Origin of the sequence: Spongiactinospora sp. TRM90649 (genome assembly GCF_029382225.1) — a bacterium.
Classification (GTDB): domain Bacteria; phylum Actinomycetota; class Actinomycetes; order Streptosporangiales; family Streptosporangiaceae; genus Spongiactinospora.
The window spans coordinates 15,532-29,977 of sequence record NZ_JARLTC010000007.1; the positions used below are offsets into that span (position 1 = coordinate 15,532).

The window sequence follows — 14,446 nt, forward strand, 5'->3', positions numbered from 1 at the left end:
TCTGCGTGCGATGAGTCCTGGATCACGGGCCGGTCAGTTGCCCGGCCAGGAGCCTGGCGTAGGCCCCGTCACGGGACACCAGATCGGCATGAGCGCCGGACTCCACGACACGGCCGTCGCCCAGGACGACGATGAGGTCGGCCGTGCGGATGGTGGACAGCCGATGGGCGATGATCAGGGTCGTCCGGTCGTGGCGGGCGGCGGTCATGGCGGCAGCGACCTCCTGCTCGCTTTCCACGTCGAGGTTGGAGACGGCCTCGTCCATGATGAGGATGGGCGCGTCCTTGAGCAGGGCGCGGGCGATGGCGATGCGCTGCCGCTGGCCGCCCGACAACCGAGCGCCCAGTTCGCCGGGAACGGTGTCGTAACCGTCGGGAAGTCCGCGGATGAACTCGTGGGCGTACGCGGCGCGGGCGGCGGCCTCGACGTCCGCGTCGGTGGCGTCGGGACGGCCGAGCCGGATGTTGTCACGCAGGGAGATGTTGAACAGGTAGACGTCCTGCGGGACGAGCGTGATCAGGCGGCGCAGTTCTTCCTGGGGGAAGTCGCGGACGTCGTGGCCGCCGACGCTGATCGAGCCCGAGGTGACGTCCCACAGGCGCATGAGCAGGTTGGCGCAGGTGGACTTGCCCGCACCGGAGTGGCCGACCAGGGCGGCGGTCTGGGCGGGGGCGACGGTGAAGCCGACGCCGCTGATCGCCTCGGGCAGATCGGGGGCGTACCGGAACCGGACGTCCTGGAAACGGACTCGCGGTTCGATGGGGCCGGGAGGGGCGGTGGTGACCCGGTCGGTGACCGGGGCGGGAGTGATGAGCACGGTCATGATCCGGTCGCCGGCGGCGACGACCAGGTTGAGATCGCGAGCGACGTCGGTGACCGCGGTGACAGGGGCGAAGGTCGTCGCGGCCAGCACGACGGCGACGGGGAAGAGTTCCGGTCTCAGGGCACCAGCCGACACCAGGAGGGCGGCCGTCACCAACACGGCCAGCAGTCCCAGCGTGGTGGCCGCGTTGGTGACGGCGTGCTCGATCCCGGAGCGACGTCCGTGCGCGAGCCGGGCCCGCAGCAGTCGGCCGTCCTGGTCGAGCACTCGGTCGAGCTGGCGGTCACCGGCCCCTGAGGTGAGCAGTTCACGCAGTCCCTGCAGGGTGTCGACGACTTCGGCGTTGAGCTCTCCCAGCTCGGCCCGCAGCGCCGCGCCCTGGGCCGCCGCCCGCCGGCGCAGCCACGCGGGTAGCAGGGCGAGCAGGATCAGGGCGGGTGCCAGGGCGAGAGCCAGCGCCGGATGGAACACCGCCAGGGCGGTGAGCGCGGCGGCCGGGACGGTCGCCGCGCTGACGAGCGGGCTGAGCGTGTGCGCGAACCAGAGCTCCAGTTGTTCGACGTCGGAGACGGCCGCGGCCCCAAGGTCGCCGGAGCGGCGTTGCAGCAGGTAACCGGGGGCGAGCCGGTCGAAGGCGGCGTAGACGCGATTGCGCACGTCGGCCAGCACGCGGAAGGCCGCGACATGCGCGAGGTAGGACTCCAGCCACGGGGTGAACGCCAGCAGCGGCAGCAGCAGGCCGAGCACCACCAGGCCGCCGCGCAGTTCCCCGGCGGCGCCACCGGTGATCGCACGGCTGACCACCCAGGCCCCGACGCCCGCCGAGGCCAGGACGACCAGGTGATGGGCGATGCCGCTGACGATCGCGCCCAGCAGCAGCGGCCGGTGCGGACCGAGCAGGGCCAGCAACGGCCGGAAGCGGGCGCCGGGAAGACGACGTGCGGAGGTGGCGGTCAGGGCGGTCATCGGGCGGCTCCGTCCTGGGCGGCGACCAGACGGGCGTAGGCCCCCCGGCCCGCCAGCAGCTCCTCCGGCGGCCCGGCCTCCTCGATCCGTCCGTCCGCCATGACGATGACGCGGTCGGCGGTACGGACGGTGGACAGCCGATGGGCGATCATGAGGGTGGTCCGGCCGCCCGTGAGAGTGTCGAGGGCGTGCTGGATCGCGGCCTCGTTGGCGGCGTCGACACTGGAGGTGGCTTCGTCCAGCACGAGCACGGGCGCGTCCTTGAGCAGGGCGCGGGCGATCGCGATGCGCTGGCGTTCGCCCCCGGACAGCTTCAGGCCGCGCTCACCGACCATGGTGTCGTAGCCGTCGGGCAGGGCTTCGATGAACTCGTGAGCCCGCGCGGCGCGCGCGGCGGCCTCAAGCTCGTCGGCCGAGGCTCCGGGCCGGGCGAGGGACAGATTGCGGCGCACGCTGCCGTGAAAGAGGTACGTGTCCTGGGAGACAACGGCGACCATGGCGCGCAGCCGGTCGAGCGGCAGGTCGCGGACGTCCACCCCGTTGATCCTGATGTGACCCGACTCGGGATCGAAGAAGCGCAGGAGGACGGAGGCGACCGTGGTCTTGCCCGCTCCCGAGCGGCCGACCAGGGCCACGCGTTCCCCCGGAGCGACGTCGAGAGAGAAGCCGTGCAGCGCGGGACGGTCGCGGTCTCGGTAGGTCAAATGCACGTTCTCGAACGTCACGGACGGCGGGCCGGTCACCCCGGCGGACGCGGTGCCCTGTTCCTGGGCGGGTGCGTCGAGCAGCTTGAAGACGGCCTTCAGCGACGGCACCGCGTTGTAACTGGAGTGGTAGGCGGCCTCCAGGTCCTTCAGCGGCCGGAAACTCTCGGCGGTCAGCAGCAGGATGATCAGTAGCTCGGTTACGGTGAGTTCGCCGGCGGCCAGCCGCAGCGCGCCCACGCCGAGCGCGACCGCCGTGCCGAGGCCGACCACGAAGGCCACACCGCCGACGTACAGGATGACGACGGCCATCAACCGGATGGAGTCACGGCAGAACGCCTGGGCCAGGCGAGCCAGCTCGGCCCCGCGCCGCCCGCTGGCGTTGAACGACTTGAGCGTGGCCATGCCCTGCAGCGCGTCGAGGTTCTCCGCGTACATGCCCTTGTACCCGCGAAACCAGGCCGCGTTCCGGTCGGCCAGCACGCGATCGGACAGCAGCGGCAGGATCGGCAGCAGTAGGGAGCAGGCCAGCACGACCCCGCCGACCAGCGGATCCAAGGTGAACAGATACGCGGTGACCGCGACGGCCCCCAGCACGGCGGCGATCGCCTGCGGCAGGAACCTGCCGACGTAGGCGTCCACGGTCTCGATGCCGTCCACCAGAGTCGTCTGCGCCGAACCGGTCCGCCCGCGCTGGGCGTGCGCGGGTCCGAGCCGAAGCAGGTGAGAGGTCACCCGCCGGCGCAGCTCCGCCTTGACGGCGCCGGAGACCCGTAGCGAGGCGACCTCCCGGACGGCCAGCGCGGCACTGCGCACCAATTGCAGGGCGACGACTCCGGCGACCGGCCACACGATCGACTCCGGCCCCTCGCCGGCGAAGACGCGCGACAGGGCGTGCGCGACCAGTACCCCCTGGCCGACATACGTGCCGGTGATGGAAAGCAGCAGGGCCACGAGCGCGGCCAGGCGCAGCCGGATCGACGGCGATGTCGCCAGCAGTCGGAAGATCACCGCTCCTCCTTGAGCCGTTCGAAGACGAGCTGGGTGCGGCGCACCGCGCGCACGCCGTACACCTGGGAGATCACTTCGGGGACGAGCACCCGGTCGGGCGGGCCGCCGACGAGGATGCGGCCCGCCTCCATGACGTAGAGGCGGTCGCAGAAGGCGGCGGCCTGGTTGAGGTCGTGCAGTGCGGCCAGGGTGGCGATGCCCAGCTCGCGCACCAGGTGCAGCAGTTCGAGCTGGTGGCGGATGTCCAGGTGGGAGGTGGGTTCGTCGAGCAGGAGCAGGCGGGTCCGCTGGGCGAGCGCGCGGGCGATGAGCGCCCGCTGCTTCTCACCGCCGGACAGGGTGGCGTAGACGCGTTCCTCGGCACCGGTCAGGCCGACCCGCTCCAGCGCCCCTGCGCACAGTTCCTCATCTGTGGCGTCGATGCCGTCCAGCGCGCTCTTGTACGGCGAGCGCCCCATGAGCACGACCTCCCATACCGTGAAGTCCAGCTCGGCGGGAGCCTCCTGCGCGACCACGGCGGTACGTCTGGCCGACTCGCGCCAGGACAGGCGGTGCACGTCGTCGCCGTCCACGGCGATCAGCCCGGCCGAGGGCCGCAGCGCCCGGTATACGGCCCGCAACAGCGTCGACTTGCCGCAGCCGTTCGGGCCGACCAACCCCACGAACTCGCCATCGTCCACCGCGAGGTCCGCCCGGTTCACGATCGGACGGCCGTTCACCTCGACGGAGACGCCCCCCAGGTCGAGTCTCATCCCACCGTCACCGCCCGATCGGGGGAACGGCGGCGCAGCAACCACAGGAAGAACGGCACCCCGACCACCGCGGTCACGATGCTGAGCGCCAGCTCCTGCGGGGCGTTCACCGTCCGGGCGGCGACATCGACCAGTTGCAGGAACGCCGCGCCCAGCAGCGCCGTCACCGGCAGCACCCGCCGGTGGTCGGCACCGACCAGCAGCCGGGCGGCGTGCGGGACGATCAGACCGACGAACGCGATCGCCCCGCTGGTGGCCACCAGCACCCCCACGAGTAGCGACGTCAGTACGAACAGGGACAGCCGGAAACGGTGCACGTGCACACCGAGCGAGATCGCAGTCTCCTCACCGGCGGCGAGCGCGTTGAGCGGCCGATGCTGGAGCAGCAGGTAGACCAGCCCGGCGGCCAGGACGGCCGCGGGCAGCGGCAACATCTCCCAGCGGGCACCGCCGAGGCTGCCCATCAGCCAGAACAGCACCTGCTGGGCGGCCCGCCCGCTCTGCGCCTGCTGCAACACGAAGCTGTAGACCGCCTGGAACAGGTACGCCAACGCCACCCCGGCCAGCACCAGCCGCGCGGGAGTGATCCGGCCCGACCGCTGCGCGAGCGCGTAGACCAGGGCCAGCGCGATCAGCGATCCGGCGAAGGCCGCGGCCGACAGCGAAAGCCCGCCCAGCGCCGACGCGCCCAGCACCAGCACGAGGACCGCGCCCAGCGATGCGCCGGAGGAGACTCCGAGCAGGAACGGATCGGCCAGGGGATTGCGCACCAGTGCCTGCAGCACCGCCCCGACCAACGCCAGCCCGGCCCCCACCAGCAGCGCCAGCAACGCCCGGGGCAGCCGGAAGTCCCACACGATCTGCTCCTGGACCGGCGTCCAGGTCTGGACGACCGCGCCCGGCAACAGCCGGTCGGCGACGATGCCCCACGCCTGCGGCAGGGCCACGTACACCGCCCCGACGCTTACCGCGAGCCAAGTCGAAACCACCATGGCGGCGGCGAGCGCGACGACGAGTGACAGGAACCGGCCGCCGCCGCTGCGGGTCCTGCCACGGCCCGGCCGCTTGGCCACCGTTGCCCGATGCGGCTGCTCACGCGGCACCGGATCGCGATGGGTGGTCACCGGGCGAACGCGCCGGGATGCAGAAAGCGGGCGATATCTGTGATGGCCAGGATGTTCCGGTAGCCGGGATGCTGGGCCGCTGCGGGAACCGCGAGAAAGCGCTTCTTCCCGGCCGCCGGGCTGTCCTTGGCGATGGCGAAGATGTCGGCGGCCTTGGCCGGGGCGCCGGGCAGCTTCTCACCCTGCAGTTCGGCGTACTCACTGACCAGGAGGGCATCGGGGCGCGCGGCGGCGATCTTCTCGGCGCTGACCTCGGTGTAGTCGGCTCTGACGTCGGCCAGGACGTTCACGCCCCCGGCCAGTGTGATCATCTGGTTCGTCAGCCCGGCACCGCCGTATGCGTTGACCGGCCCCTTGCCGCCGTCGGTGGCCAGCACCTTGACCGCAGGCTCGTCGCGCACGCGCTCACGGACGTCCGCGAGCTGCTCGCGCAGGTCATCGATCAACTTGCCGGCCCGGTCGGGGACACCGAAGATCGCGCCCAGGTTGCGCAGGTCGGTGAAGGTGTCCTCGATGGTGAACGTGAGTGTCTCCTCTGGAGTGCACCAGCCGCCCATGATGTAGACGGGCGTACCCGCGGCGTCGAGCTCCTCTACAGAGGCATGGCCCCCACCGGCGTCGAAGCTGTTCATCGTGTTGTCCAGCACGAAGTCGGCGGACTGCGCGAGCATGACCTCTTTCTGCGGCAGCATGATCGAGTCGGAGATCTCCGGGATCGTGTCGTACGGCTCCCGCTGGCCTGGCAGGAACGCGCTCTCGGCGAAGTTGGTGCGCCCTGCGACGTGATCGCCCAGCCCGAGAGCGAGCAGGGTCTCCAACGCGGGCTGGTACCCCGTCACGACCTTGGCGGGCGGCGCGTCGAACGTGAGCGTTCTCCCGCAGTTGGTGACCGAGACGGGGAAACCGGCGCGCGGGGCCACAGTGGGCTCGGCCCGCTGAACGGCGGCCCCGGTCGAACAGGCCGTCGCCATCAGGATGGCCGCCACCGCTGCGACCCCGTATCGCATGATCCGGCCTGTACCCGCATGTCCGGCACGCCCGCCCTTGGGACGACGGACGTGAACGCATTCGGTCGATAAACTTGCAAGGTCATTGCAGTTGCGACTTGATTGCATCAGCCACCACGGTAAGCCGCCACCAAATACCGGTCAATGGGTACGCCGTCCGGACTCCCGCCGGACCGGGGTGATCCTGATACTCCAAGCACCGGTTCAACAGCGGCCGGGCCATGCTCGTCACGGACCCTTCATCACCACATGGCCAGGCACAGTGCCCTGTTCCGCGCCGCGATGTTTCGCCGTGGTGTGCGTGAGGCCGAGCGCAGCGGCTGCGGGCCCGCGCACCTGCGCGAACTGGGGCCCGCTGCTCGTAGTCGATCGGGCTCAGATAGCCGAGAGTGGAGTGCCTCCTTCGGGAGTTCTAGCGGGTGATCCACTTGAAAACCGCCAGGCGGGCCTCGCGCGCCGAGGGCCAGCGTCTGGCGCCTTGCAACGTCTCGCGTTTGAGGCCGGCGTTGAACGCCTCCGCGGCGGCGTTGTCGGCGCTGGTGCCCACCGCGCCCATGGACAGGCGCACACCGAGCCCGGCGCACACCGTGGCGAACTCGGCCGAGGTGTACTGGAGCCCGCCGGCCGCCGTGAGCCCAGGTCCAGCACGGTCGCCAGGTAGAGAAACCGGCCCTCACCGATGGGCGGGTAGGTGATGTCGCCCAGATGGCGGCGGTTCGGGCCCGTGCGGTGAAGTCCCTGTTGATCAGGTCGGGCACCTTCTGGTGGGACGGCTCGGGCACCGTGGTGCGGACCTTCTTGCGCAGGTGCAGCCCGACGGTCCCGAAACGGCGCATCACCCGCGCGACGCGCTTGTGGTTGACCGCGTGGCCCCGGACGCGCAGTTCGGCGGTGACGCGAGGATTGCCGTAGGTACCATCGAACTCCGCATGGATCCGCCTGATCTCGGCGCAGAGGGCGACATCGGCCGTGGTCCGCTCCGCCCGGGCCGGTGCGGCCTTACGCCCACCGGTAGAAGCCCGAACGGGACACCTTCAAGATCCGGCACAGCCGCTTGAGCGCGGCGCCGCAGCGGAACGACGAGCGCGCATGTACATACCCTCCCATCAGGCGGTTCCCGGCCGGTAGGTGAACACGTAGGTGCCCACACTCCCGCCCGCGCACAGGTCGGCGCCCGACCAGCAGCAGGCGCGCAGGCTCTCCGCGACACGCATCACGGTGTCGCAGCGTCCCGTTGGCACGTCCCAGACGCGGATAACGCCGCTCGCGTCGGCGGTCGCGAGCCGCCGGCCCGCGGCGTCCGCGGAGCAGCCGGTCACCGCCGTCTGGTGTCCGCTGAGCGTACGGCTCCGCGCCTGCGCCCCGCCGGAGCCCGCTGCCACGTCCCACAGCCGGACGGTCCCGGCCGCGTCGGCGGTGGCGAGCCAGTGACCGCGGGGATCGGCGGCACAGGCGCGTACCGTGGTGGGGTGTTCCCCGAGCACCGACAGTCGGCCAGTTGCGTCCCACAGGTACACCCGCCCGCTGTCACCGGCCGCCGCCACCCAGGCGTCGCCGGCGGCGCAGCAGCAGCGCATGGGCCCACCGTCCGGCGTGGTCTCGGCGTGCCGCTCGCCGGTCGCGGCGTCCCAGAGTCGCACCGCGCCGTCCGTGCCCGCTGTGGCGAGCCGCGCGCCGGCCGCCGCGCACCCGGACACACCGCCCTCGTGCGCGCGTGATCGGGCGCGGGCGCGGCCCGACGGAAGGTCCCAGATCCACACGTCACCGCCGTCTCCCCCGGCGGCCAGCCAGCCGCCGCCGGCCGCGCAGCTGCGGACCGTCCCGCCGATGTCGTACGCGGCCCGCACCTCGCGGGTGGCGATGTCGGTGATCCGCACCGCGCCGTCCACGCCCGCCGTGGCGAGCCAGCCGTCGCCCGCCGCGCAGGCCGCGACGCCGCCCGTGCCGTCCAGCAGTACGGCACGTGGCGCGCCACCTGCCGTGTCCCAGAACCGCAGCACTCCCGCCGCGTCGCCGCTGGCCAGCCAGCCGCCGCCGGGGTCCGGCTCGCAGGTCCAGACCTCGCTCTGGTGACCGTGCAGCATGGCGTGCTGCTCGCCGGTGGCGACGTCCCAGATCCGCAGCGTCCGGTCGTCGCCGGCACTGGCCAGCCAGGTGCCGTCCGGGCTGAACCGGCACCACCACACGCCGCCGACGTGCCCGGTGAGTACGGTCCTGACCCGCTCGACGGCCAGGTCCCACAGCCGAACGGCGCCGTCCACCCCAGCGCTGGCGGCGAGGGTGCCGTCCGGGCCGAGGTCCACCGTCCACACGCCTTCGGAGTCGCGCAGCAGGGCCCGCTGCTTTCCGGTGGCAACGTCCCAGATCCGCAGGGTGCCGTCGTCGCCCCCGGTGACCAGCCAGGTGCCGTCGGGGCCGATCGGGCAGCCCCACACGCCCGCCGTGTGCCCCCGCAGCTCAAGGCGCGGCTCCGCACGCGGCTCGCCGCCGCTTGGGGGGGTGGGGGCGCGGTTCCACAGCCTGACCACGCCCCCGGCGTCGCCGGTGGCCAGGAAGGAGCCGTTGGGGGCGATGGCGCAGCTCCATACCCCCGCCGGGTGGGGCAGCTCGCCGAGCAGCGCGCCGGTCCGCGTGTCCCAGATCCGCACTGTGCCGTCATCGCCCGCGCTGGCCAACCAGCTCCCGTCAGGGGCGACCGGGCACGACCAGATACCCGCCGGGTGTCCGGGGAGGCGGAGACGTACCCGTTCCTCGCGAACGTCCCATATGTCCAACCGGCCCTGTGTCGTCCCGGTGACCAGCCAGGTCCCGCCAGGCTCTGCCGCGAACGCCTGGAACCCGCCTGTGTGGGGTGCCCGCGGCTCCGCCGGGCCGTCCGCCACGCTCCACATTCGCAGTGCGCCCTCGATGTCGCTGGTGGCCAGCCAGGTGCCGTCGGGGCCGGCCGCGCAGCTCATCGCGCCGCCCCTGTGGCCGTGGAAGACGGCGATGGCCTCGCCGGTGGCGGCGTCCCAGACGCGCACCGTCCCGTCGTCGGAGGCGGTGGCCAGCCAGGTGCCGTCGGGCGCGATCGAGCAGCCGCGGATCGCCGCCGCGTGGCCGCGCATGGTGAGCCTCGGCTCCCAAGTCGCGGTATCCCACACCTGGACCGTGCCGGTGGCGTCCCCGCTGACCAGCCAGGTGCCGTCAGAGGCCACCGCACAGCCCCACACCCCGCCGCCGTGCCCGGTGAGCTGGGCGCGCGGCTCACCGGTGGCGGCGTCCCAGACGCGCACCACGCGGTCCTCGCCGCCGACGGCCACCCAGGTGCCGTCAGGTGCGGCGGCACAGCTCCTGATGCCGCCCCCGTGACCGTCGATGACGAGCCGCTCCCGGCCGGTGTCCAGGTCCCACAGTCGCATGACCCCGCCCGCGTCGCCGCTGGCCAGCCAGGTGCCGGTGGGGGGAGCCGTACAGGCCTGCAGCCCCGCCGTGTGGCCGCGCAGCACCCGTGAGCCGCCTGCGGGGCCGAGGTCCCAGACCCGCACGGTCATGTCGTCGCTCGCGGTCGCGGCCCATCCGGCGTCCGGTGACACGTAGCAGGCGTTGATCTTCCGCGAGTGCCCTTCGAGTACGGCGCGGCAGCGGCCATCCGCTATGTCCCACACCCGTAGCGTGCCGTCGGCTCCGCAACTGACCAAGGTCGTCTCCGCCACCGCGCAGCCCCACACCCCGCCGACATGTCCGGTCAGGACGCGCTGCAGCGCCGGATGCGGCAGGTCCGGGAGGGGCCAGCGGGTGACGAGACCGGAGTGCCGCCGGGTGCGGCCGAAGGCTTCGACCAGCGGACCGAGGCTGGCCACGCCGCCGAGGCGGCTCAGCAGGATGTCGGTGAGCGCGTGGGCGGGACGGGTCGGGGCGAGCAGGTGGGCATCGCGGCCGACGGCCCACAGCAGGTCGGCCTGGAGCGGCTGATCCACCAGGGCCAGGTCGGCGACCACGGCGACCGGGCCGAGTCGCTCCAGCTTCGCGGAGACGAAGCGCAGGTCGCCGGTCAGCTGGGCCAGCTCATCGGCGCGGCCCGCGCCGAGCAGGTGGTAGGCGAGGTGCCGCCAGAGGTAGTCGGGTTCGGCGGGCAGGTTCCACCAGGCATGCGGTACGCCGTCGAGGAGGGCGGCGTGCATGCCGGCCAGTCGCGTCCGGCTCGCACGGGCGCGCAGGTAGGCTCGCAGCACATCGTGCAGGCGGAGGGCCGGATCCTCCTGGTGATCCCGCGCGACCGGGTACAACGCGAGGGCCAGGTCGCCGAACTCCTCGCACAACCGCTCGCTCTCATACTCATCGAGCCCGCTCGTGGCCGCCCAGTACCCGGCCAGCACGGAAAGTGGGACGGCCACGTCGTCGGGGAAGATCGCTAGCTCCAGGTAGCGCTCCAGCGCGTCGCCGGGGAGCACCGCCAGGCTGGCTTCCATGGTGGCCGCCACTGCCTGGTCGCGGTCCTCCGCCCGCCGTACGTCCAGGGCGGTCGGCCCGGCCCCGCGCAGCCGCCGCTCGATCCGCGCCGCCGCCTGGTCGGGGGTCACGCCCTCCCGTACGGCACGCCGCAGCGCCCGCCCGACCAGCCCGAGCAGCACCGGCCAGCGCCCGGTGAGCGCGCCCAGCCGGTCGGCCCAGGTGGGCGGCAGGCCGGGGACGTGGCTCGCCAGCAGGTCCCTGGCCTCATCGGAGTGCATCGCGTCGATCGTCACCACCCCGGATTCGTCCGGCAGGACACTCCTGATCCGCGTAGTGATCAGCCGGGTGCAGTACGGCCCGCCGCCAAGGAACGGCCGTAACTGGGACCGGCGCCACACGTCGTCGATCACCAGCAGGTGCCGCCGGTGTCCGATCAGCTCGGTCAGGTGCCGTCCTGCGCGGTCGGGGTTGGTGAACGAGGGCCGCTCCCCGGAGATCGCCTCGGCCAGGTCGTTTATCTCGGTGGCGAGTTCGGCGCCCGCCAGTCGTTCACCCACGGTCACCCACAGCACGCCGTCGGGATATGTCTCGGCGATCTCGGGGTGAGCGCAGATCTCGGCGGCCAGCGTGGTCTTGCCGAAGCCGCCCGCGCCCTGGAGGGCGGTGATCCCGACCGGCGGGCGCGGGCCCTTCGCCGTCAGCAGCGCCAGCAGTCGGGCGGTCGGGTACGGGCGCGGGACGACGTAGCCGGTGGCGGGGGGCGAGGTGGTGAGGGGCCGGTCGGGGCGGGGAGACGCGGTCAGGGTGTCGAGCGTGTCCGGGCGCAATCCGACCAGGCCGGACAGCGCCGCCGAGCCCGCCGGGTCGAGCCCTTCGTACCACCGGTCGGCGCGGGATACCGCGAGCCGTCCAAGCCCGTCGGAACGGTGGTGCTCAACGACGATGCCGAGCGCCCTGCCCTGGCTCCACACCAGCGCCCCGGACATGCCCTCCCAGGGGGACCTGCCGGGCTCAACATCGTGGGCGGGCGGCGGCACCAGCAACTCCAGCGTGCCCTCACGCAGGTTGGACAGCAGCGGAATGCGGCCGCGCACGTGGCAGGAATCGCGGTACTGGGACGGCGAGCCGTCGTCGAGTAGGCGCCCGCGGTCGGCACGAAGCTTGAACCGGGGGAAGCCGACCGCACTGCCCGGCAGTTCGTCGTCCCGCTCCGGCACCCGGGCGAAGCGTACCGGCCGTACCGGCTCGCGGTCGGTCTCCAGCGTGATCAGCGCCACGTCGGCGCGCGGGTCCGTCCAGGCCACGACGCCGTCGGCGGTCCACTCGCCCTGCCGGTCGGCGTCGAACCTGACCCGGACCGTCGCCACGCCGCGCACCACGTGGGCGGCGGTCAGCACGACGCCCGAGGTCACACGATAGCCAGATCCGCGCCGCCCGGGGACGGCGCCGTCGCGCGCGACCAGGATCTCTGCGACTCTGCCGGGGTCGACCCCGGGGCCGCCATGCCCCATCGGTCAGCGTTCCAGCGCCGACTCTTCGCCGGACACCCATGGGATGGCGTCCGACCCCGCCACCCTCGGCTGGAGGGTCAGGGTGATCCGCTGGACACCGGTGCGGGCCGTCTGGGCCTCCGCGCCGAGCCCGACTACCCAAAAGCGCACCTCGCCGGTAGCGGTGCCGCGCTCCTCTACGGTGACCGCGGTCTCCAACTCGACCGGACCCAACTCGAAACGGAGTTTCGCGTCCTCTGCCGCCTCGATCGCATCGGTTAGCTCGCGCCGGAGTTCGCGAACCACTTTCGCTAACTCGATCATTTCCAGCTCCGCGGGTAATGCCAGGGAACAGCACCGATGCTCCGCCGGCCCTGCCCGCCGGAAGGTGCGCTTTCGCGGCATTACTGTAATCCCGGGGCGGCACGGAAACGCCTGCGATGGCCGAAATATGACACCCCCTGGACAGGGATTATCACAGGATGTATCGTCTGGTTCCCACTGCGTACGGCACATGCGGGAATCGAGTTATGACCGTTACCGGAAGTTCTATTCCAGTGCTCACGGTTCCTTCCATCGATGTGTACGTCACCTATCAGTGCAATCTTCGTTGCGCCCACTGCTTCGTCGGCGAAAATCTGGATGTTGGGCACCGCTTCAGCTTCCAGTCCCTGCTCGGCGTCATCGACGGATGCCTTTCCTGGGGCACGGAGGAGATCACCTTTCTGGGCGGCGAGCCCACCCTGTACCCCCGGATAGTGGACGCGGTGAAGGCCGCCCAGCAGCGCGGGCTGCGGGCGCGGATCGTCACCAACGGCACCGGCGGTTTCCGCGCCTTCATGCGGCGTTTCGACGGCACGACGCTCCCGGTGATCGGGTTCAGCCTGGACGGTTCGACCCCCGAGACCCACGACGCGATCCGCGGGCCGGGCACCCTGGCGACGACGCTCGGCAACATCGCCGAGAGCAAGCGGCTGGGCTACCCGTCGTTCGGCATCACCTCGATCAGCCGACAGAACGCCCACGACGTGCGCGCCATCCTAGACCTGTGCGAGGCGCAGGGGTTCACCCACGTCAACCTGCACTACACGACCAACCTTGGGTTCGCGGGCGAGGACATGGTCCTGCCGGTCGACGAGTGGCGGGAACTGTGCGAGAGAGTCCGCGCCCACGTTGAGTCCATGGACATCGAGGTGCGGGTGGAGCATATGTTCACCGCAGGGGACAAGGCGCTGCCCTGCGCGGTGCGGAGCCGGAACAACCTCCAGTTCCTACCAGACGGAAGGGTGTTCCTCTGCCCGCTGTTCATCGACATACCAGACATGCACGCATTCGTCTGGGACGGCCACGCCTTGGTGGGCAACCAGCACATGGTCACCGAGGAGACCGCCTGCGCGGCGGAGGGGCCGGTCCACTGCACGGCCCTGCCGTACGTGAACGGCGGGCTCAGCGACACGGTCGAGCGGATGGGGTTGCGGGTGGCGTGCGTGCTGGACAAGACCCGGATGCGCGGCGCTCGATCCGCCATGCGCTGAACACCGTTCAACAAACGGGCGGAATCGAGGAAGCGATCACCTCGCTCGATGTCGCCCAACCGCGGCTCGGGCGGCACCGCCGGTTCGGTGAGGCGATCCCCCGGCCTGGCAGCGGCCGTGGGAGCCCTGGGCGCCGCAACCGGCGCGACCGCCTCACCCTCGGGCAGCACCGCCAGGTCGATCAGATGGGCGGGCAGCGCGGTCAGGGTGTGACGGGAGGGATCAGCTGCCGGTGACAGGGCTGGGCGGGCAGCAAAGGTCCCCGGGCCTGGGCGTGGTGGGCGGCGACCAGGGCCAAGGCGGTCTGGCCGACCCCGGCCACCGCCGAGACCACCACTCCCGTCCCCCAGGCCTTGGGCGGGGCGGACGGGTCCAGGAAGGCCAGCAGCCCGACCAGCGAGCTGCTCCGGCCGGTGAACCCGGTGGGGGCGGCGGGCAGCCCGGCCAGGGCCCTCGGCGCCGGACCGTGCACGCTCACCTGTGCCACGGCGTTCTGGCCGGTCAGGATGATGCCGTGGTTGACGCCCGCCTGCAAGCCCTTCGGTCGTTTGTCACCGCCTCCCTGGGGCAGCGGGCGGTGAGCGGGGAGCGGAGGGATGC

10 protein-coding genes and 1 pseudogene are annotated in these 14,446 nt (G+C 72.0%); 2 read left to right on the forward strand and 9 right to left on the reverse strand.

Annotated elements, in window-relative coordinates:
- Positions 1-22: 22 nt before the first annotated feature.
- From cydC to P3X83_RS09285, 8 genes and pseudogenes are all read right to left on the reverse strand, one after another.
- On the reverse strand, positions 23-1,789 hold the full coding sequence (gene cydC / locus P3X83_RS09250; protein WP_277304501.1) for a thiol reductant ABC exporter subunit CydC: 1,767 nt from the start codon (positions 1,787-1,789) through the stop codon (positions 23-25).
- On the reverse strand, positions 1,786-3,504 hold the full coding sequence (locus tag P3X83_RS09255) for an ABC transporter ATP-binding protein (protein ID WP_277304502.1): 1,719 nt from the start codon (positions 3,502-3,504) through the stop codon (positions 1,786-1,788). The genes cydC and P3X83_RS09255 overlap by 4 nt, the downstream gene beginning before the upstream one ends.
- On the reverse strand, positions 3,501-4,256 hold the full coding sequence (locus P3X83_RS09260; RefSeq protein ID WP_277304503.1) for an ABC transporter ATP-binding protein: 756 nt from the start codon (positions 4,254-4,256) through the stop codon (positions 3,501-3,503). The genes P3X83_RS09255 and P3X83_RS09260 overlap by 4 nt, the downstream gene beginning before the upstream one ends.
- Positions 4,253-5,380: an iron ABC transporter permease gene (locus P3X83_RS09265; RefSeq protein ID WP_277304504.1), complete on the reverse strand. Its 1,128-nt coding sequence runs from the start codon at positions 5,378-5,380 to the stop codon at positions 4,253-4,255. Before P3X83_RS09265 ends, P3X83_RS09260 begins: the two co-directional genes overlap by 4 nt.
- Positions 5,377-6,387, reverse strand: coding sequence for an ABC transporter substrate-binding protein (locus tag P3X83_RS09270; RefSeq protein ID WP_277304505.1), 1,011 nt, complete (start codon positions 6,385-6,387; stop codon positions 5,377-5,379). The genes P3X83_RS09265 and P3X83_RS09270 overlap by 4 nt, the downstream gene beginning before the upstream one ends.
- A 349-nt stretch (positions 6,388-6,736) precedes the next feature.
- Positions 6,737-7,446, reverse strand: a pseudogene (locus tag P3X83_RS09275) (IS3 family transposase); the annotation flags it as partial.
- 47 nt (positions 7,447-7,493) lie between these two features.
- Positions 7,494-12,332 carry an NB-ARC domain-containing protein gene (locus P3X83_RS09280; RefSeq protein ID WP_277304506.1) on the reverse strand — a complete coding sequence of 1,613 codons (4,839 nt, stop codon included), beginning with the start codon at positions 12,330-12,332 and terminating at the stop codon, positions 7,494-7,496.
- 3 nt (positions 12,333-12,335) lie between these two features.
- Positions 12,336-12,635: a trypco2 family protein gene (locus P3X83_RS09285; RefSeq protein WP_277304507.1), complete on the reverse strand. Its 300-nt coding sequence runs from the start codon at positions 12,633-12,635 to the stop codon at positions 12,336-12,338.
- 233 nt (positions 12,636-12,868) lie between these two features.
- Here P3X83_RS09285 and P3X83_RS09290 point away from each other — a divergent pair, with 233 nt between their 5' ends.
- Together P3X83_RS09290 and P3X83_RS09295 are read left to right on the forward strand one after the other, a co-directional pair.
- Positions 12,869-13,846, forward strand: a complete 978-nt coding sequence (locus P3X83_RS09290; protein ID WP_277304508.1) for a radical SAM protein — start codon at positions 12,869-12,871, stop codon at positions 13,844-13,846.
- Between the two features lie 48 nt (positions 13,847-13,894).
- On the forward strand, positions 13,895-14,059 hold the full coding sequence (locus tag P3X83_RS09295; RefSeq protein ID WP_277304509.1) for a hypothetical protein: 165 nt from the start codon (positions 13,895-13,897) through the stop codon (positions 14,057-14,059).
- Here the strand turns inward: P3X83_RS09295 and P3X83_RS09300 are convergent.
- The gene (locus tag P3X83_RS09300; RefSeq protein WP_277304510.1) at positions 14,049-14,381 is read right to left on the reverse strand and encodes a hypothetical protein; all 333 of its coding nucleotides are present in this window, start codon (positions 14,379-14,381) and stop codon (positions 14,049-14,051) included. The genes P3X83_RS09295 and P3X83_RS09300 overlap by 11 nt on opposite strands.
- Positions 14,382-14,446 lie beyond the last annotated feature (65 nt).